The sequence below is a fragment of the Streptomyces sp. NPDC059861 genome, assembly GCF_042731435.1.
In the GTDB taxonomy this organism is placed as follows: domain Bacteria; phylum Actinomycetota; class Actinomycetes; order Streptomycetales; family Streptomycetaceae; genus Streptomyces.
Genome location: NZ_JBHWJQ010000060.1, coordinates 1 through 18,860 on the forward strand (window position 1 = coordinate 1; position 18,860 = coordinate 18,860).

General features: G+C 73.2%; 14 protein-coding genes and 2 pseudogenes. 10 read left to right on the plus strand and 6 right to left on the minus strand.

Features of this window, described 5'->3' with window-relative positions:
- A pseudogene (locus tag ACFV6X_RS33755) lies at positions 1-354 on the minus strand (hypothetical protein); the annotation flags it as partial.
- A gap of 176 nt (positions 355-530) precedes the next feature.
- Between ACFV6X_RS33755 and ACFV6X_RS33760 the strand changes: the two are divergent.
- The 5 genes and pseudogenes from ACFV6X_RS33760 to ACFV6X_RS33780 all read left to right on the plus strand — a co-directional run bounded on the left by ACFV6X_RS33760 (position 531) and on the right by ACFV6X_RS33780 (position 4,079).
- Positions 531-1,085, plus strand: coding sequence for a DUF5134 domain-containing protein (locus tag ACFV6X_RS33760; RefSeq protein WP_385390092.1), 555 nt, complete (start codon positions 531-533; stop codon positions 1,083-1,085).
- 73 nt (positions 1,086-1,158) lie between these two features.
- Positions 1,159-2,094 (plus strand): M56 family metallopeptidase, encoded by a 936-nt coding sequence (locus tag ACFV6X_RS33765; protein WP_385390093.1) that lies wholly within the window; start codon positions 1,159-1,161, stop codon positions 2,092-2,094.
- A 131-nt stretch (positions 2,095-2,225) separates the two neighbouring features.
- The gene (locus tag ACFV6X_RS33770) at positions 2,226-2,897 is read left to right on the plus strand and encodes a phosphatase PAP2 family protein (protein WP_385390094.1); all 672 of its coding nucleotides are present in this window, start codon (positions 2,226-2,228) and stop codon (positions 2,895-2,897) included.
- Between the two features lie 41 nt (positions 2,898-2,938).
- Positions 2,939-3,236: pseudogene (locus ACFV6X_RS33775) on the plus strand (HAD family hydrolase); the annotation flags it as partial.
- 141 nt (positions 3,237-3,377) lie between these two features.
- A complete protein-coding gene (locus ACFV6X_RS33780) occupies positions 3,378-4,079 on the plus strand; it encodes a TetR/AcrR family transcriptional regulator (RefSeq protein ID WP_385390095.1) in 702 nt (233 codons plus the stop codon).
- On the opposite strand, the gene ACFV6X_RS33785 is transcribed toward ACFV6X_RS33780, so the two are convergent.
- A complete protein-coding gene (locus ACFV6X_RS33785; protein ID WP_385390096.1) occupies positions 4,067-5,608 on the minus strand; it encodes an LVIVD repeat-containing protein in 1,542 nt (513 codons plus the stop codon). The genes ACFV6X_RS33780 and ACFV6X_RS33785 overlap by 13 nt on opposite strands.
- Positions 5,609-5,633: 25 nt before the next feature.
- Here ACFV6X_RS33785 and ACFV6X_RS33790 point away from each other — a divergent pair, with 25 nt between their 5' ends.
- From ACFV6X_RS33790 to ACFV6X_RS33800, 3 genes are all read left to right on the plus strand, one after another.
- A complete protein-coding gene (locus ACFV6X_RS33790; protein ID WP_385390132.1) occupies positions 5,634-6,314 on the plus strand; it encodes a DUF305 domain-containing protein in 681 nt (226 codons plus the stop codon).
- 184 nt (positions 6,315-6,498) lie between these two features.
- A complete protein-coding gene (locus tag ACFV6X_RS33795) occupies positions 6,499-7,839 on the plus strand; it encodes an FAD-dependent oxidoreductase (protein WP_385390098.1) in 1,341 nt (446 codons plus the stop codon).
- Positions 7,840-7,988: 149 nt separating this feature from the next.
- Positions 7,989-9,380, plus strand: a complete 1,392-nt coding sequence (locus ACFV6X_RS33800; protein ID WP_385390099.1) for a nucleobase:cation symporter-2 family protein — start codon at positions 7,989-7,991, stop codon at positions 9,378-9,380.
- Here the strand turns inward: ACFV6X_RS33800 and ACFV6X_RS33805 are convergent.
- On the minus strand, positions 9,297-9,656 hold the full coding sequence (locus ACFV6X_RS33805) for an ArsR/SmtB family transcription factor (RefSeq protein ID WP_385390101.1): 360 nt from the start codon (positions 9,654-9,656) through the stop codon (positions 9,297-9,299). The two genes, ACFV6X_RS33800 and ACFV6X_RS33805, sit on opposite strands and share 84 nt — an antisense overlap.
- Positions 9,657-9,776: 120 nt before the next feature.
- Between ACFV6X_RS33805 and ACFV6X_RS33810 the strand changes: the two genes are divergently transcribed.
- Entirely contained in the window at positions 9,777-10,856 is a 1,080-nt protein-coding gene (locus tag ACFV6X_RS33810; protein WP_385390103.1) for an NADH:flavin oxidoreductase/NADH oxidase, read from the plus strand.
- Between the two features lie 206 nt (positions 10,857-11,062).
- Here ACFV6X_RS33810 and ACFV6X_RS33815 read toward each other — a convergent pair whose 3' ends face one another.
- The 3 genes from ACFV6X_RS33815 to ACFV6X_RS33825 form a co-directional block, all read right to left on the minus strand.
- The gene (locus ACFV6X_RS33815) at positions 11,063-15,577 is read right to left on the minus strand and encodes an HAD-IC family P-type ATPase (RefSeq protein ID WP_385390105.1); all 4,515 of its coding nucleotides are present in this window, start codon (positions 15,575-15,577) and stop codon (positions 11,063-11,065) included.
- Positions 15,578-15,637: 60 nt separating this feature from the next.
- Positions 15,638-16,129 carry a hypothetical protein gene (locus tag ACFV6X_RS33820; protein WP_385390106.1) on the minus strand — a complete coding sequence of 164 codons (492 nt, stop codon included), beginning with the start codon at positions 16,127-16,129 and terminating at the stop codon, positions 15,638-15,640.
- Between the two features lie 190 nt (positions 16,130-16,319).
- Positions 16,320-17,066: a PaaX family transcriptional regulator C-terminal domain-containing protein gene (locus ACFV6X_RS33825; RefSeq protein ID WP_385390108.1), complete on the minus strand. Its 747-nt coding sequence runs from the start codon at positions 17,064-17,066 to the stop codon at positions 16,320-16,322.
- Positions 17,067-17,140: 74 nt separating this feature from the next.
- Between ACFV6X_RS33825 and ACFV6X_RS33830 the strand changes: the two genes are divergently transcribed.
- Positions 17,141-18,844 (plus strand): DNA alkylation response protein, encoded by a 1,704-nt coding sequence (locus tag ACFV6X_RS33830; protein WP_385390110.1) that lies wholly within the window; start codon positions 17,141-17,143, stop codon positions 18,842-18,844.
- The last annotated feature ends 16 nt before the right edge of the window (positions 18,845-18,860 follow it).

The window sequence follows — 18,860 nt, forward strand, 5'->3', positions numbered from 1 at the left end:
GGGGTGGCGCCCCCCCCCGCCCCCCCCCGCCCCGCCCCCCCCGCGGGCTCGGCCGGGGCCCCGGCCCCCCGCGAGTCCACCGAGCATGCCGAGCACGACCCAGACCAGTACGCGGGCCCGGGCGGCGTACGGACGGTTGTGGGCGTACAGGGCACACAGCGATCCGGCCATCGTGTACAGGGCCAGGTCGAGGCGGCCCAGGGCGAGAAGGGTCAGATCCGGCGGGGCGAGCGCGACCACCACGCTCAGTGCGGGTTTGAACCAGATGTCCGAGGGCCGGCCCGCGCGCAGTACGCCGGCGAGCGGAAGCCCGCGTACGCGTGGGGGCCGAGAGGTGGGGTTCGTACTGCTCATCCTTGAAGCTTAACGGGTGTTTTACCCGTAAACTGTTACCCAGGGCATCCCGGCTGGGTGAATACGCTCCGCCGAACGCCCCCGCGTACACCCTTGCGCTCGCGTGCGCGCCGCACGAAACGGGCACACCTAACCATCGAGCAACCCTTGACCGACCGTCGAGCGGGGAGGTGCGGGTGCACGGACCGGCCGCGTCGGGCTGGCTGCTGGTCGCGCTGTGCGCGGCGACCGGGGCCTACTGTCTGCTGCGCCTGCGCAGCGGTGTCGAGGAGCAGCGCCGTACCGCGGGCGACGAGGCGCTGATGGGGTTCGGCATGGCCGCGATGGCCGTACCGGCGGCGGTGTACAGCCCACCGCAGTGGGCCTGGCCCGTGTACGCGGCCGTCTTCGGCGCGGCGGCCCTGCGCGCCCTGTGGGTGGCGCGCACCGGCAGACACCACCTGCACCACCTGGTGGGCGCCGCGGCGATGGTCTACATGGCGTGGGCGATGGCCGTCTCCCCGGGCGCCGCCGACGGCCACGCCCACGGCGGCTCCGGCCTTCCGGCGGTCACCGGCGCGCTCCTGCTGTACTTCGCCGGGTACGTCCTGCTGAGCGGAGCCCGGCTCATCCCGGTACCGGCCGTGGCGGGTGGCCCGCATCGCGCCGGATGGGGCGACCGGCCCGAACTGGCGCAGGCCTGCCGCCTGTCCATGGGCATCGCCATGGTCGCGATGCTCATCGCCCTGTGAGCGAAGTCGTGTCCTGCGTCACTTGGACGATCAGTCCTACCTCTGAGTAGCCCGCCGCTCATAGGGTGTTCCCATGATGGTCCCCGCGGCACTGTTGCTGCTCGGCGCCCTGACCGCCGTCCTGGCCCCGCGGCTGCTCGCCCGGGCCGACTGGCCGGATCGCGAACCCGTGGTGGCCCTGTGGATGTGGCAGTGCGTGGTGGCGGGCGTCCTGCTGTGCTGCGCGCTGTCGATGACGCTCAGCGCGGCGGCGGCCTGGCACGCGGTGCGAGGCCATGTGTTCGCCCCGGCGCCGCGCGCGGTCGTCGAGGCGTACGCGCTGGGTGTGGCGGTTCCCTGGGCGGCGGCGACCGCGCTGGCGCTCGCGTGCGGCGCGGCGTGGAGCGCGGCGATGCTGGTGCGGGAGGTCGTACGGGCCCGTGCGCTGCGTCGGCGGCGGAGGGCGGAGCTGCTGGTCCGGGCGCCGCTGCTGCCCGGCGAGGAACCGGCCGACGGGCGCCTCGTCGTCCTGGAGGGTGAGCGGCCGGACGCCTGGTGGCTGCCGGGTGCGCCGCCCCGGCTCGTCGTCACCACCGCGGCGCTGCGCCGGCTGAGGGGGCGGCAACTGGACGCCGTCCTCGCGCACGAGCAGGGCCACGCGCGGGCCCGGCACGACTGGCTGCTGCACTGCTCCGCGGCGCTGGCCGGCGGATTTCCGCAGGTGCCGGTGTTCGCCGCCTTCCGTGACGAGATGCACCGGCTGGTCGAACTCGCCGCGGACGACGTGGCCTCCCGCCGCTTCGGCCGGCTCACCACCGCTCTCGCACTGGTGGAACTCAACGAGGACCGCGGGGTGTTCGGTCCCGGCCCGGCCCCGCACGCGCACGTGCCCCAGCGCGTGCACCGTCTGCTCACTCCCCCGGCCCGCCTCACCGCGGGCCGGCGGCTGCGCCTGACGGCGGCGGCCGCACTGGTGCCGGTGGTGCCGGTGCTGGTGGCGTTCGTACCGGGCCTGCGGGCACTGGGGTAGCGGTAGCCAGGTCCGGCTGTCGCGGTGCCCGCCAGGCACGCCCGTCGAACCTACGGTGATATCAGGCCTTACTCAGTGCCGGAACCCTCGGGTAGTGGCCTCCAGCCCCAAGGGTCGGTAAAGATCTCACCATGCACAACCAGTCCGTCGACTCCCCGCCCCGTGCGTCCGAGCCCCGCACGGCCGTCCGTGCCGCGATCGCGCTGGCGCTGAGTTCACTGCTGCTGCTCCTCCTGGTCGCCTCCGACTGGGGCCCCCTGATGACCCTGGATCGCGTGGTCGCCCGGACCACCCACGGCTGGGCGGTCGAGGAGTCCGGGCTCACGCAGGCGTGCCGGATCCTGACGGACTGGGTCTGGGACCCGCTGACGATGCGCATCCTGTGTGCGGCGGTCGTGCTGTGGCTGGTGCTGCGGCGCTCGGCGTGGTGGACGGCGCTGTGGCTGGTGGTCACCGTGGCGGTGACCAGCGGGGTGCAGCAGGCCATGAAGGCCGCCGTCGGCCGTGAAAGGCCCGAGTGGCCCGACCCCGTCGACTCGGCCCACTACGCGGCCTATCCGTCCGGCCACGCCATGACGGCCACGGTCGTCCTGGGCCTGCTGCTGTGGCTGCTGCACCACTACGGCGCCGACCGCACCCTGTTCCGTACGGTCCTCGCCGTGGCCGTGTTCTCGGTGGCCGGCGTCGGAGTGACCCGCGTGTGGCTCGGCGTGCACTGGCTGACGGACGTGGTCGCCGGCTGGCTGCTCGGGGCGATGGTGGTGGCGCTGGCGGTGACCGCCCACGAGCGCCGGCACGCCTGATCACGAGGCGTGTGCCGAGCGCTCCGGGCGTATGTCGTCCCGGCGACGTTCCCAACATCGGCCGGGACCTGCGCCCGGTGTTCCGCGCGCACGGGCTCGATCCGTACGTGGACACCTACGTGCTGTCGTACGAGCACGGCATCCGCAAACCCGATGCCCGGCTGTTCGAGGTCGCCTGCACGGGCCTCGGCGCCGATCCACGGGAGGTTGATGGTCGGTGACGACCGGCGGGCGGACGGGGGCGCGGCGGCGCTGGGCCGCGCGGTGCACTTCGCGGACCATCTGCCGGCCACCGACGACCGGACGGGCTGCGCCACGGTGCTCGCCTTGGTGCGCTGATCCCGCAGAAACACCGCCCACCCCGGACGATCCCCCGCGTCGCCCGGGGCAGGACGGCACCGCCGGAACCAGCTACTCATGGGCCGGTCCGGACGCCCTGAGTATAGTTGGCTGGCAGCCAGTCAACGCAGGAGTTACAGCATGACCCCCCGTAGCGCCTCGGTCAATGAAGAGTTGCGGCGGCGTTCCCGGGAGCGGCTTCTGCAGGCGGCGGTCGAGCTGGTGAGCGAGCGCGGATACGAGGCGACGACGCTCGCGGACATCGCGGACCGGGCCGGATCGGCGCGCGGACTGGTGTCGTACTACTTTCCGGGCAAGCGCCAGCTGGTGCAGTCCGCCGTGCACCGGCTGATGCACCGCACGCTGGAGGAGGCGCTGGAGCGCGAGCCGCGCACCGAGGACGGCCGGGAGCGGATGGCGCGGGCCGTCGACGCGATCCTGGGGCTGGCCCGGGACCGGACGGTGCTGATGCGCCAGCACATGGCGGGGCTGCTGGACACCGAGGGCTTCGTGCAGTGCCCCGAGCAGCAGCGGCTCGCCGAACTGCTGCGGGACACCGTCGCCCGGTACGGCTCCCGTGACACCGAGACCGACTATCCGATGCTGCGTGCGCTGCTCATGGGCGCGGTCTACGCGATGGTGCTGCCGAACGTCGGCATGCCCCTCGCTCCCCTGCGCGCCGAGCTGTTCCGGCGCTACGGCCTCGACCGGGAGCAGGGGCTCCCGCCGGGCGCCGAGGCGCCCGGCGGGAGGTGCGACGCGGATGTGTCGCGCTTCTTCGCGACCGGGGCGGGTGACACGTCAGGTGCCGCCGCGCCACCCGCCGTTGATCAGTCGAAGTAGTCCGGCTGTGTCTGCACGTTGAGCTCGCGCAGCTTCACCCATCGCGCGGGATCCGTGCGCCGGTCGTCGATCTTCAGGACGTCGAAGCCCTTCACCAGGTCGTTCGAGTAGATGTAGCCGTTGTAGTAGTACGCCGACCAGGAGCCGCCGCCCGTGAGCTGCTCGGTGCTGATCGGGCCGCGCTCGAAGTAGGCGATCTCCCTGGGGCGGGCCGAGTCCGTGAAGTCCCAGACCGAGACGCCGCCCTGGTACCAGGCCTGCACCATGATGTCCCGGCCCTTGACGGGGATCAGCGAGCCGTTGTGGGCGACGCAGTTCTCGGTGTCCGCCTGGTGCCGGGGGATCTTGTAGTAGCTGCGGAAGACGAGCTTGCGCCGGTCGCCCTTGCCGACGACGTCGTAGATGCCGTCGGCGCCCCGGTTGGGGCCGATCTCCGCGTTGCAGGTGGCCGCTCCGCCGCCGCCCAGCTCGTCGGTGAAGATGACCTTGTTGGCCCTCTGGTTGAAGGTCGCCGAATGCCAGAACGCGAAGTTGACGTTGTCCTGGACGCGGTCGATGACCTTCGGGCGTTCCGGGTCCTTGATGGAGAACAGGATGCCGTCACCCATGCAGGCGCCCGCCGCGAGGTCCTTGGAGGGCAGCACGGTGATGTCGTGGCAGCCGGTGGTCTTGGAGACGCCCGGGTTGGTCGGTCCGCCGGGGTTGCCACCACCGTCGGGTCCCTCGCCCGGGAAGAGGACCGGGAAGCCGACGACCGCCGCCTTCTCGGGCGCGTGGCGCGGCACCTTGATGACCGATATGCCGTCGTGCGGCGGCTGGCAGTCGGGGTAGGCGGCGTTCGGCGAGTACGAGGAGACGTAGACGTAGACGTTGCGGCCCTCGGGGAGCAGCGTGTGGGTGTGCGAGCCGCAGGCGGTCTCGACGGCGGCGACGTAACGGGGGTTGCGCTTGTCGCTGATGTCGAAGACCTTCATGCCCTCCCAGGAGGACTTCTCGGTCACCGGCTGGGAGGTGCTGTTGCAACTGCTGTCACTGCGCGAGGAGTCGGTGGACAGGAACAGCAGATCGCCGGAGACGGAGATGTCGTTCTGCGAGCCGGGGCACAGCACCTGGGCGACGGTCTTGGGCGCCCTGGGGTTGCTGATGTCGAAGATGCGGAATCCGTCGTAGTTGCCGGCGAAGGCGTACCGGCCCTGGAAGGCCAGGTCCGAGTTGGTGTTGGGCAGCACGTCCTTCGGGATGTTGGTGAGGTGCTCGATGTTGGCGGAGTGGACGATCTCGTCCACTCCGGGGATCTCCCCGGATTCCAGCGCCTCGCGCACCTCGGCCCGGGTGCTGCTGGAGACCTCCTTGCCGGCCGGCGGGCCGTCCCCCGGGTCGGGGATCGCGCTCGCCGGCTGCGCCGTCAGTAATGCGGCCAGCAGTCCGGCCGCGGCGGTGGCTACACCGAGACGTCTGAGCCGCGTTCGGGGATCGTTCGACAGGATCACTGCGTCCTCCCTGGTTCCGTTCGCGAGGGAACGGGTCATGGACCTCCGCAGTATCGTCGTCGCCATGCACAGATCAATAGAGGGAAACCGAGATGTGACACAGGTTTTCGCCCGGGCGATCCGCCTCGCGGTGCCGCTGACCGCCCTGGCCGTACTCGCGCTGACGGCCTGCGACTCCGGTGCGGACGCCGAACCGGACGGGGCGAGCGGGCCGTCGGTGATCGTGCCCGGGATGCCCGGCGAGGCGAACCGGACCCTGTCGGCCGAGGAGGCGGCGGAGCAGCGCGCCGACGACGACTCCCCCAACTCCGCCGACGCCGACTACGCGCGGATGATGATCGAGCATCACTCACAGGCGCTGGAGATGACCGGACTCGTGCCGGACCGCGCCCAGTCCTCGCAGGTGAAGAAGGTGGCCGAGCGTATCGATGCCGCGCAGCGGCCGGAGATCGAGGTCATGCGCAGCTGGCTCAAGGAGCACGGGAAGAGCGAGCAGAACGGCGGTCACGACCATGCCGCGATGCCGGGCATGGCGACCGAGGCACAGTTGGGCAAGCTGCGGGCGGCACGGGGCAAGGCGTTCGACCAGCTCTTCCTCACGCTGATGATCACTCATCACGAGGGGGCGGTCACGATGGCCGCGGAGGTGAAGGCGCAGGGCAACAACGTCCGGATCGAGGAACTGGCCGATGATGTGATCGCCCAGCAGACGAGCGAGATCACTCGGATGCGCACGATGCTGTGAGGGGCAGGCGGTCGGGTCGGCGAGCCGGGGCGGGGCGGCCACACTCCATTCGGACGGACTCGCGCTCCGCCCCGCCCGGCACCCTGTCAGTGAGGCCGGACCGGTGCGATGCTGGAGCCATCAGCGATCTCCTGTGCTGCACCGGACGATCCTCCGGTGACCCACCGGACGAAGGAGTTCCGCCGTGCTGCGTGTCGCCGTCGTCGGCTCGGGACCGAGCGGGGTCTACTGCGCCCAGACCCTGGTCCAGCAGGACTCCACCGTGCTCGTCGACGTGCTGGACCGGCTGCCGTGCCCTTACGGACTGGTGCGGTACGGCGTGGCGCCCGACCACGAGAAGATCAAGTCGTTGCAGAACACCCTGCGGACGGTTCTGGAGCACGAGCGGGTGCGCTTCCTCGGCGGTGTGCAGATCGGCGCGGGCGGGGTGCCGGCCGCCCGGCTGCGGGAGATGTACCACGCGGTGGTCTACTGCGTGGGCGCCGCCACCGACCGCCACCTCGGGATCCCGGGCGAGGACCTGCCGGGCAGTTTCTCGGCGACCGAGTTCGTGTCCTGGTACAGCGCCCATCCGGACGCCCTGGCCGACGGCTTCGTGCTCGGCGCGCGGTCGGCCGTGGTCATCGGCGTGGGGAACGTCGCCGTGGACGTCACCCGGATCCTGGCGCGCGGCGCGGCCGAGCTGAGCCCCACCGACATGCCGCACGCGGCGTTGACCGCGCTGACGGCGAGCCGGGTGGGCGTCGTCCACATGGTGGGGCGCCGCGGACCCTCTCAGGCCCGGTTCACCACCAAGGAGCTGCGCGAACTGGGTTCCCTGCCGGATGCCGAAGTGGCCGTGGATCCGGACGAGTTGGCGCTGGATCCGGCGTACGTCGACCCGTCCGCGCTGCCCGCGGTGCAGCGCCGCAACGTGGAGGTGCTGCGCGGCTGGGCCGCCGAGCCGGCGAAGGGCCTGCCGCGCCGGATCCGGCTGCGGTTCTTCCTGCGCCCGGTGGAGGTGCTTGGCGACGGCGGGCGGGTCGGCGCGGTGCGGTTCGAGCGGACGCTGCCGGACGGGCGGGGCGGGGTGCGGGGCACGGGCCGGTACGAGGACGTCGAGGCCCAGCTGGTGTTGCGGTCGGTGGGGTATCGCGGGGTGCCGCTGGAGGGGCTGCCGTTCGACCCCGCGACGGGCACCGTGCCGCATCTGGCCGGGCGCGTGGTGCGGGGCGGCGTCGTCGCGCCGGGCGAGTACGTGGCGGGCTGGATCAAGCGCGGCCCGACGGGTGTCATCGGCACCAACCGCCCGTGCGCCAAGGAGACGGTGCTGTCGCTGGTCGAGGACGCCGCCGTACTCGTACGCATGGACGTCCCGGACGACCCGCTCACGGCACTGCGGGACCTGGGGGTCGAGCCGGTCGAGTGGTCGGGGTGGCGGGCCATCGAGCGAGCCGAGGCGGAACTCGGGGCCTCACTGGGGCGCCGTACGGTCAAACTGCCGGACTGGGAAGCCTTGCGGGCGGCGGCACGCGGCGCGTCGTGACAGGCCGCGCCCCGCCTGCGGCGGAGCGTTGCCACCGCGGCCGACCGTGACACATGGTGGCAACGCATCGGACATCGACAAACTGTGCAAGGCGCATACGGTCTCCGGCTGTTCGGATGTTCCCGCCTGCCCGCCGCTCTGGAGTTCCCATGGCATCGACCGCCCCTGTCCATCCCGTCGACGAGGTCCCGCCCGTGCGGCATCTGGCCGCCTTCGGGTTGCAGCACGTGCTCGCGATGTACGCGGGCGCGGTGGCCGTGCCGCTGATCGTGGGGGGTGCCCTGAAGCTGTCGCCCGCGGATCTGGCGTACCTGATCACCGCGGATCTGCTGGTGTGCGGGATCGCCACACTGATCCAGTGCGTCGGCTTCTGGCGGTTCGGCGTGCGGCTGCCGATCATGCAGGGCTGTACGTTCGCCGCGGTGTCGCCCATGGTGCTGATCGGGACGACGGGCGGCGGGCTGCCCGCGATCTACGGTTCGGTGATCGTCGCCGGCTTGGCGATCATGCTGCTGGCGCCCGTGTTCGGGAAGCTGCTGCGCTTCTTCCCACCGCTGGTCACCGGCACGGTGATCCTGATCATCGGTGTCTCGCTGCTGCCGGTGGCGGGTAACTGGGCGGCCGGTGGGGCGGGTTCCGAGGACTTCGGGGCGCCGAAGAACCTGGCGCTGGCCGCCTTCGTGCTGGCGACGGTGCTGGGCGTGCAGCGGTTCGCGCCGGTGTTCCTGAGCCGGATCGCGGTGCTGATCGGTATCGCGGTGGGACTGGCGGTGGCGGTGCCGCTCGGGTTCACGGACTTCGGTGGCGTCGAGGACGCCAGCTGGCTGGGGGTCAGCACGCCGTTCCACTTCGGCGCGCCGGTGTTCGAGATCTCGGCGATCGTGTCGATGCTGGTGGTCGCCCTGGTCACCATGACCGAGACGACCGGTGACTTCATCGCGGTCGGCGAGATGACCGGGCGGAGGATCGAGCCGCGCCCGCTGGCGGACGGGCTGCGCGCCGACGGGCTGTCGACCGTCCTCGGCGGAGTCTTCAACACCTTCCCGTACACGGCCTACGCGCAGAACGTGGGGCTGGTCGGCATGACGCGGGTGCGCAGCCGCTGGGTGGTCGCGGCGGCGGGCGGCATGCTGGTGCTGCTCGGGCTGCTGCCCAAGCTGGGCGCGGTGGTGGCGGCGATTCCGGCGCCGGTGCTCGGTGGCGCGGGGCTGGTGATGTTCGGGACGGTCGCGGCGAGCGGAGTGCGGACGCTGGCCGCGGTCGACTTCTGGGGCAACCACAACCTCACCGTGGTGGCAGTGTCGGTGGCGGTGGGCGTGCTGCCGGTCGGGGTGCCGACGATCTACGACCGGTTCCCGGACTGGTTCCAGACCATCATGCACAGCGGAATCAGCGCGGGCTGCCTCACCGCGGTCGTGCTCAACCTGCTCTTCAACCACCTCCCCGCCAAGGGCGGTTCAGCCGACATCGCCGAGCCGGGCGGCCTGCCGGTCGGCGGCGGCGAGCAGGGTGTCCAGAAGTCCCGGGAAGAGGGCGTCTAGGTCGTCCCGGCGCAGGCCGTTCATCTTGGCCGTGCCCCGGTAGACCTGCCGGATCACACCGCTCTCGCGCAGCACCCGGAAGTGGTGGGTGGTCGTGGACTTGGTGACCGGCAGGTCGAAGTGTGAACAGGAGAGCTCGTCACCGGCGCCGAGCTCTCGCGCGATGCTCAGGCGCACCGGGTCGGAGAGCGCGTGCAGCACGCCTTCCAGCCGGATGTCCGCACGTGCCGGATGCGGCAGGACACGGCTGCTGGTGATGGGGGCGGCGGGCGTCACGACGGCTCCACTTCGTCCGGGAACCTCTATTGTACGAGAACCATCGTAGTTTGACATCCGCCGTACTACGAAGGATATCGTACGAGTCGACCACCGGTCCCGTGCTGAATGGAGTCCGCCGTGAGTGCGCTCTTCGAGCCCTACATCCTGCGCGATGTGACGATCCCCAACCGGGTGTGGATGCCGCCCATGTGCCAGTACTCGGCGGTGCCGCAGGGCCCGGAGGCCGGCGTGCCCCACGACTGGCACTTCGCCCACTACGCCGCCCGCGCGGCCGGCGGTACGGGGCTGATCATCGTGGAGGCGACCGGGGTGAGCCCCGAGGGGCGGATCTCGCCGTGGGACCTCGGCCTCTGGAACGACACGCAGGTCGAGGCGTTCCGGCGGATCACGCGGTTCCTCGTCTCGCAGGGGACCGTGCCGGCCGTCCAGCTCGGCCACGCCGGGCGCAAGGCCTCGACCGACCAGCCGTGGAAGGGCGGGGCGCCCGTCGGGCCGGAGACCTACGGGTGGCAGCCGGTGGCGCCGAGCGCGGTGGCCTTCGACGAGCGGCATCCGGTGCCCACCGAGCTGACGGTGGCCCAGATCCGGGAGGTCGTCGGCCAGTTCGCGGCCACGGCGCGGCGGGCGCTGGCGGCCGGGTTCGAGATCGTGGAGATCCATGGCGCCCACGGCTACCTGATCAACGAGTTCCTCTCCCCGCACTCCAACCACCGCACCGACGCGTACGGCGGCTCGTTCGAGAACCGGACCCGGTTCGCCCTCGAAGTCGTCGACGCCGTACGGGAGGTGTGGCCGGACGGCAAGCCGCTGTTCTTCCGGGTCTCGGCGACGGAGTGGCTGGAGGAGGGCGGCTGGACCGGGGACGACACGGTCCGCCTCGCCCGCGATCTCCGGGCCCACGGCGTGGACCTCCTGGACGTCTCCACCGGCGGCAACGCCTCCGGCGTCCCCATCCCGACCGGCCCCGGCTACCAGGTCCCCTTCGCGGCCCGGGTCAAAGCCGAGGCTCCCCTCCCCGTCGCCGCGGTCGGGCTCATCACGGAGGCCGAACAGGCGGCGAAGATCATCGCCAACGGCGAGGCGGACGCCGTCCTGCTGGGCCGCGAGTTGCTCCGCAACCCGTCGTGGGCGAGGCACGCCGCGCGGGAACTGGGGGGCGAGGTGCGGGTGCCTGAGCAGTATCACCGGTCGGTGTGAGCGGGCGACTGCAGGGGGCGCCCCCGGAGCGGGCGACTGTAAGGGGGCGTCCGTGGCGGGCGGCTGTAGGGGGCGTCCGTGGCGGGCGGCTGTAGGGGGCGTCCGTGGCGGGCCGTCTGTAGCGTCCGTGGCGGGGGGCCGTCTGTAGCGTCCGTGGCGGGCGTCCCTCACCCGCCGGGACACCCTCACGCGCCGAGGCGGCCGGCTCACGTGCCGAGGCGGGCCAGCGCCTCCTTGATGCCTTCGGGGGCGCCCTCGCCCAGGCGTACGACCGCCCGCTCGATGTGCGGCAGTGCTCGCTGACCCGCGACCGCCAGGGCGATGGCCACCAGGACTCCCGCCCAGGCGACCGGGCCGAGAGGGGTGCAGCCGAGGGCCTGGCTCACGCCGGGGGTCTGGACCACGGCGACCAGGGCCACGGCGGAGCCGATGACGGTCAGGCGGACCAGAGGGCTGTCGCGGCGGTCGGCGAGGGTCTGGGCGAGCTGCGTGCCGACCACGGCGCACAGGGCCATCGTCGTGGTGCGGCGGATCGAGCCGGGAGTGAAGCGGCCGATCAGCCAGGCCGCCACCGCGCCGAGGCACGTGGTCAGCGCCCGGTGCCGGATCTGCCGCATGAGCGGCGTGCCGAGCAGCGACGTACCCATCGGGCCGCTGCCCGCGCTCGCCTCCTCGCGCACGTCCTTCTGCGGTGTGACCGCCACCGCCATCGCCGGGAACAGGTCGGTGAACAGGTTCACCAGCAGCATCTGACGGGTCGACAGCGGCGCGGCCCCACCGAGGAGGCTGCCGACGATCCCGAAGCCGACCTCGCCCGCGTTGCCGCCGATCAGGATGGCGACGGCGTCGGCGACGCTGTGCCACAGGGCGCGGCCCTCGGAGACCGCCTCGACGAGGACTGTCATGTCGCCGTTGGTGAGCACCAGGTCGGCGGCGTTGCGGGCGGCCGCCGAACCACGGGCACTGATGCCCACGCCGATGTCGGCGGCGCGGATCGCCGCGGCGTCGTTGGCGCCGTCGCCGACCATGCCGACCACCCGGCCGGAGTCCATCAGCGCCTCGACGACCTGGAGCTTCTGCTCGGGCGCGACCCGGGCGACCACGCCCACGTCGTGCAGCATCCGGGCACGCTCGGAGCGGTCCGCGGCGGCCAGTTCGTCGCCGGTGACCACGTCGGTGTCCTCGGGCCAGCCCAGCTGGACGGCGATCGCACGGGCGGTCTGCGGGTGGTCGCCGGTCAGCATGACCGGCCGTACGCCCGCCTCGCGCAACCCGCGCACCAGCGCCGTGGACGACTCGCGCGGCACATCGGCCAGCGCGAGTAGCCCCACGAACTCCAGTCCCTTCAGGGGCGCTTCGCCGACCTCCGAGTCCTTCTCCCCGTCGGCCAGGGGCCGTTGTGCCACCGCCAGCACGCGCAGTCCGTCCCGGGCCAGGTCGTGGGCCTGGTCGTACGCCTCGTCGGGGACGTCACGGCAGGCCGGCAGCACGACCTCGGGCGCGCCTTTGACCACGAACACCCGCCTGCCGTCGCCCGCGTGGCCCACGGCACCGGCGTACCCACGGCCCGCCTCGAACGGCCGGCCCTCCGTCTGCACCCACTCGGGGTCGGGCCCGGCCGCGTCCAGCACGGCCTCGTCGGTGGCGTGCACCGGCTTGTCGGGACCCTCCTCCGGCTGCGGACAGGCACGTACCGCGACCCGCATGGTCTCGGTGTCCGCGGCCTCCTCGGGCGTACGGGCCTCGCTGTCGGCGTCGGTCACCCGCACCAGGCGCAGCTTGTTCTCGGTGAGCGTGCCGGTCTTGTCGAAGCAGACCGTGTCCATCCGGCCGAGGGCCTCCAGTGTGCGCGGCGCCCGCACGAGGACACCCCGGTGGCTGAGGCGGCGGGCGGCCGCCAACTGCGCCACCGTGGCCACCAGCGGCAGTCCCTCGGGAACGGCGGCCACCGCGACCGCCACGCCACCGCTGACGGCCTCCCGGATCGGGGCGCCGCGCAGCAGCGACAGGCCGGTCACCGCGGCGCCGCCCGCCATGGTCAGCGGCAGTGCCTTGCCGGTGAGTTCCTGCAGACGGGCCTGCACCCCCGCGGCCGGGGGCTTACGGGCGGCGAGGTGGACGGCCCGCGCCGCCTCGGTGCGCTCGCCCGTCTCCACCACCACGGCCCGCGCCTGTCCCGCGACCACGGTCGTGCCCTCGAACACCATGCAGCGGCGGTCGGCGACGGCGGCACTGGGCGTGGGCTCCGTCTGTTTGTCGACGGGCAGGGACTCGCCGGTCAGCGCCGACTCGTCGACCTCCAGACCGTCCTCCCACAGCAGCCGCGCGTCGGCCGGTACGACGTCGTCGCCCTTGAGCTCGATCACGTCGCCCGGGTGGAGCCGGGTGGCGTCCACGGTGTGCGAGCCACCCGCGTCGCCGTTGCTGACGCGGGCCTTCTGCTTCTGCTCGGCGACCAGCCCGGACAGCGCCCGCTCGGCGCGCAGCCGCTGGACACCGCCGACGAGCGCGTTCAGGTCGAGGGCGCCGACGACGAGCAGGGCGTCCACCATGGAGCCGAGGATCGCGGACGCGGCCGAGCCGACGGCCAGCACGGGCGTCAGCGGATCGTCCAGTTCTCCGCGCACGGCCCGGCCCAGCTCGAGGGTCCAGCGGACCGGTGCCATACCGGGGGCGCGTACGACGGTGCGCGCCACCTTGCGGGCCCCGCCGGTGGCCGAGGCGGCGACCGTCTCCTCCTCCTTCGCCCGGCGCTCCAGGCCTCCCAGGCGTTCGCGGACGTCGCTCACCCGCAGGGCGTGCCAGGGCACTCGCGGCCGGGGGTGCGGCGCGCGGGCCGACGCCACGCCGATCGCCGCCCGCGCGCCGCTCAGCAGGGCGAGCGCGGCGCCGATGTCTACGGGCGCGTGCCGCAGTCCGACCAGCGGGATGCCGGTGCCACTGCCCGACTCGCCGACGGCGACCAGCAGCCCGGACAGAGCGGCGCCGGACCGGGCCAGAACCTGTGCGCGACGGCCGACCCCGCGGGCCGCGGGCACCGCGCTGAGCAGCCGCCACACGTCACCCAGACCGCCCGGCGCGACCAGGTCCGCGCCCCAGGCGACGGCTGCGTCCGCGTCGGCGAGCGCGACGGCCACGTCCCCGGCGAGCAGCCCGGCGAGCGCGTCGGTGTCGTCGGCGGAGGACGGCCGGGCCACGGTGATGACGCCCCCGCGCCCTCGTAGCCGGTCCACGACCTCGCCGGTCGCACGGTCCGCGGCGACGATGTGGTCCGCGAGCGCGGCGAACTCGCCGAGCGCGGGATCGGCGACCACCACGACGCGCAGGCCGGCGCGGCGCGCCGCGTCGAGGACGGCCTCTGCCATCGGGTCAGCGCTGCCGTCCGCGCTGTGCAGGGCGCTCGGATGCAGGAACACCGTGCCGGCCGTCTCCAGTTGCCGCAGCCGGTCCATGTTGCGCACCAGCACGCCGGTGCGGGCCAGTGCGCAGCCCAGGACCGCGTGGAAGGCGGCGGGCCCGTAGCGGGCGGCCTTCGGGGAGCCCGCGAGGATGGCCTCGGCCGCTTCGGTACCGCTGTGCTTGACGAGCAGCGTCACGGCGGCGCCCACCACGCTGCCGGTCTCGGCGTGGATGGCGTACTCCTGCGCGGGCGCGGTCCGCAGCGGTGGCCGCGGGAAGCGGTGCGCGGCCACGTCGTCGCGTCCGGGTCCGACCACCTGGTCGTGCACCGAGTCGAACGCGGCGCCGCGCGCCAGCGCCTCCGCGAGCTGGAGGGAGCGCAGGGCGCCGTCCAGGACCAGGGAGGTCGGGGTCTGCCCGGCGCCATGGGCGGCCGCGTTGGCGACCGCCAGGATCAGGTCCGTGTGGGAGGCGCCGAACCGGGACCGCATGAAGCCGCGGAAGCGGGGGTTCTCACGCAGCAGTGTGACGGCGGCGGTCACGAACCGGGGGGAGGGCGGCAGCCGCAGCATGGATCCGGTGACCGCGACGACGATGCCCGCGGCGTCGGCCACGATCGCCGCCGACACGGTCCGCACCTCGCCCGGGTCGCCGGGGTGCGCGAACTCCTCGACCGGGACGTCCGCGGGCACCAGTCCGTACCGGTCGGCGAGTTCGTTGGCGTGGTCCAGCACCCCGTCGGTCAGGGTGGCCTCGCACGCGACGACCACCAGCCGGGCCAGCCCGCCGTCCCAGAAGGCGTAGGCCACGTCCGGGTGCTCGGCGAGCTCCTCGGCCATCCGCCGGGCCGCCCGTGCGGTGGCCCCGGCCGGGCCCGCCCGGCCTGCCTTGCCCTCTCCGCCTCCGCCTGCCTGATCCGCCTGGTCCGACCGGTCCGGCTGATCGGCTCGGTCTGCGCGGTCCGCTCCGTCCACGCGGTCGGCTCGGTCCGCCTCGTCCCCCCGGTCCGTCTGTTCGGCCCAGTCCGCCGGGGCCACGCCGTCCCTCTGCTCCGCCCGCCCGGACTCGGGGACAGCCCGCAGCGCCAGATGCACCCGGTCGCCGGCCCGCCAGTGGCGTCCCGCTCCGGGCAAGGCCGCACGCGCCACCCGCGACACCCGCACCATGGCCTCCGCGCCGCGCACCCCGGCGCGCGCGGTCCCGGCCACGGCACCGGCGGCGGCACCGACCGCCGGCGCGGTGCCGCGCACCAGCAGGCGCGGCCCGGCCATGACGATGTCGGAGACGGCCGCCGATGAGTCCGTCAGCAACCAAAGCCCCATGTCACGCCCTCTGCTCGTGTGTCGGGCGGGCCGGGTGGCAGGGCTCCGGCCCGCCGTTCCCTACCCGCCGCTGGTGGTCGCCTTGCGCCGGCCGCCGGTGGACGAACTCCGCCCGCCGGCCGCCCCCGCCTTGCCGCGGCTGGACGTCGTACCTTTGCTGGTCGACGTCGAGCGCCGACTGACGGTCGCCGTCTTCCCGCTCCCACGGCTGGACGTCGTCCGCTTGGCCGTGGACGACTTGGAGGCCGTCGACTTGGCGGCGCCCGTCGTGGTGGCCGCCCCGTTGCCGTCGTGGCCGGGCTTCGGCTGGGTCAGCCACGCCACGCCGGCGACCGTGAGGGCGATGGGCCACTCCACCACGCCCGCCACGCCGAGCAGCCCTGCCCCGGTGTACACCGCGACACGACGACCACGCGGTGACACGGTGCCCACCGCGTCCAGCGCACCACCGGCCGCCTTGGTCACCACCCCTGCCCCGGGCACCTTGCGCAGCGCCGTCACAGGTGCGCGCAGCGGTGCCGGGAGCTCGGACGAAGTCTTCTGTGGTGCCATGACACTCACGCTCCCTGGCAGATCCATGTCTCACCCCGCCGAGTTCCCTTGATGCGAGGTGTCATCCGTACGAATGACGGAAAGTCGGACAAACGGGGGTATGGAGCCCGGGAGGTCTTGCGCGAGGTGCCGCAGGAGGTGCCGACCGCCGAGTGAAGCGTTGCGGCGGGCCCATCGCGGGGCCGCCGTGTCACGTCCGCCGCAGGGCTTCCGTCAGCTCCCGCAGGTAGTCGGCATAGGCGGTGCGCAGTGCGGTTCCCGGCCAGTCGGCGGGCAGGAGCGCGGGCGGCAGCACAGGGTCGGCGAGCAGATGACGCACGACCGCCGCGAAGACGGTGAGGCCATCGGCGGGACGTTCCACGCCCGCGATGCGGCCGAGCAGGACGCGCGCCGTGTCGGCCCAGGTGGCGAGCGGCCACAGGGCCGCCGCCAGGTCGCGCGCGGGCTGTGCGGGCCGGGTCGTGAAGGACTGGAGTACGGCTGCCAGGTCGTCCGGCAGGGGACGGCGCAGGTTGGCCGGGCGGAGCCAGACGCCCTCACGGAGTTCGGCGAGCCGCAGGGCGCCGAGGCGGGTGCGCAGGTCGGCGCGTTCGGCGGGGCCGCGGCCGGTCGCGGTGATCACGACCATCTCCCAGTCACCGTCCCACGCGCGCGTACGGGGGTGCAGGGCGTCGTCCTGCCGGCGCTGACGGTCCAGCAGCCGCTCGCTCAACCGGTAGCCGGTGTCCGTGCGCAGCAGGTCCCCGGCGGCCGTCATGCGGCTGAGCGCGGCCCGAAGGGTGGAGCCGCCGACACCGAAGGGCTCCACGGCACGGGCGAGGTCGCGCCCGGGAAGCTCCGGCGGATGGGCGCCGAGCAGCAGGCTCAGCACGACGGACCGGGCCGACAGCGGGCGCAGGGCGGCCTCGCCGGGTGGGGCGGTCTCGTCGATGCGCATGGGCACGTACTGTACGGGGCGAATTTTCTTGTTGCAGTATTGCTGCGATCGTAGCGGAAGTGCAACACTGCCGCATGGTCTCGACACATGCCGGTCCTTCCCGCGGCGCCACGCACGTCGTCTCCAACCAGCCCCCTGCCCTGACCCCGTACGACGCGTCCGACGACCGGGCCCTGCTGGAGGGGCTGCGGCGGGAGGGTGCCGGGTGGGCCGAGGAGGGCATCCGGCGGCTCGGCCGGCAGGCCGGCAGCGAGGAGGCCCAGGAGTGGGGCGAGCTGGCCAACCGGCACGAGCCGGTGCTGCGCACCCACGACCGGTACGGCAACCGCGTCGACGAGGTCGACTTCCACCCGAGCTGGCACCACCTGATGCGCGTCGCGGTCACCGAGGGCCTGGCGGGCGCTCCCTGGGCGGACGACCGGACCGGGGCCCATGTCGCCCGTACGGCGGGCGGGTTGGTGTGGGGACACGCCGAGGCGGGGCACGGCTGCCCGACGTCGATGACGTACGCCGCCGTCCCGGCGCTGCGCCGGCAGCCGGACCTGGCGAAGGTGTACGAGCCGCTGCTGACAAGTCGTGAGTACGATCCGGAGCTCGACGTGCCCACGCGAAAGAGCGGTCTGCTGGCCGGCATGGGGATGACCGAGAAGCAGGGCGGCTCGGACGTCCGTACGAACACGACCGTCGCCACGCCGACCGCCGAGCCCGGCGTGTACACGCTGCGGGGGCACAAGTGGTTCACGTCGGCGCCCATGTGTGACGTGTTCCTGGTGCTGGCGCAGGCTCCCGACGGGCTGTCCTGCTTCCTGGTGCCGCGCGTGCTGCCCGACGGGAGCCGCAACACCTTCCGCATCCAGCGCCTGAAGGACAAGCTCGGCAACCGCTCGAACGCCTCGTCCGAGCCGGAGTTCGACGGGACCGTCGCCTGGCTGGTCGGCCCCGAGGGGCAGGGCGTCAAGACGATCATCGAGATGGTCAACTGCACCCGGCTGGACTGCGTGATGGGCTCGGCGACGCTGATGCGCAGGACGCTGGTCGAGGCGGGGCATCACGCGCGGTACCGCAGTGCGTTCGGGGCGCGCCTGGTGGACCAGCCGCTGATGCGCAATGTGCTGGCCGACCTGGCGCTGGAGTCCGAGGCGGCCACGACGCTCACCCTACGGCTGGCGGGGGCGGCCGACCGGGCGGTGCGCGGGGACAGGGGCGAGGCCGCGTTCCGCCGGATCGCGACCGCCGTGGGCAAGTACTGGGTCACCAAGCGGGGCCCGGCGTTCACCGCGGAGGCGCTGGAGTGCCTGGGCGGCAACGGCTACGTGGAGGACTCGGGCATGCCCCGCCACTACCGCGAGGCGCCCCTGCTGTCCATCTGGGAGGGGTCCGGGAACGTCAACGCGCTCGACGTGCTGCGCGCGTTGAGCCGCGAACCGGGCACGGCGGAGGCGCTGTTCGCCGAACTGGCCCTGGCGCGGGGGGCGGACGCCCGGCTGGACGCCGCGGTGAACCGGCTCAAGGACACGCTGGCGGAGGGCTCCCCGTCAGGTGCGCGGCGGCTGGTGGAGCTGATGGCGCTCACCCTCCAGGCGTCGCTGCTGGTCCGGCACGCGCCGCCCGCGGTCGCCGACGCGTTCTGCGCGACTCGGCTCGGTGGCGACTGGGGGCACGCCTTCGGCACCCTGCCCGACGGGGCGGACCTCGGCGCGATCCTGGACAGGGCGCTGCCGCTGTCGGATCCGGCCCTCGCGCGCGCCGCTCAGCCCGCCTTCCTTCGGTGCGGTTGAGTCCGGCCGGCGGCGA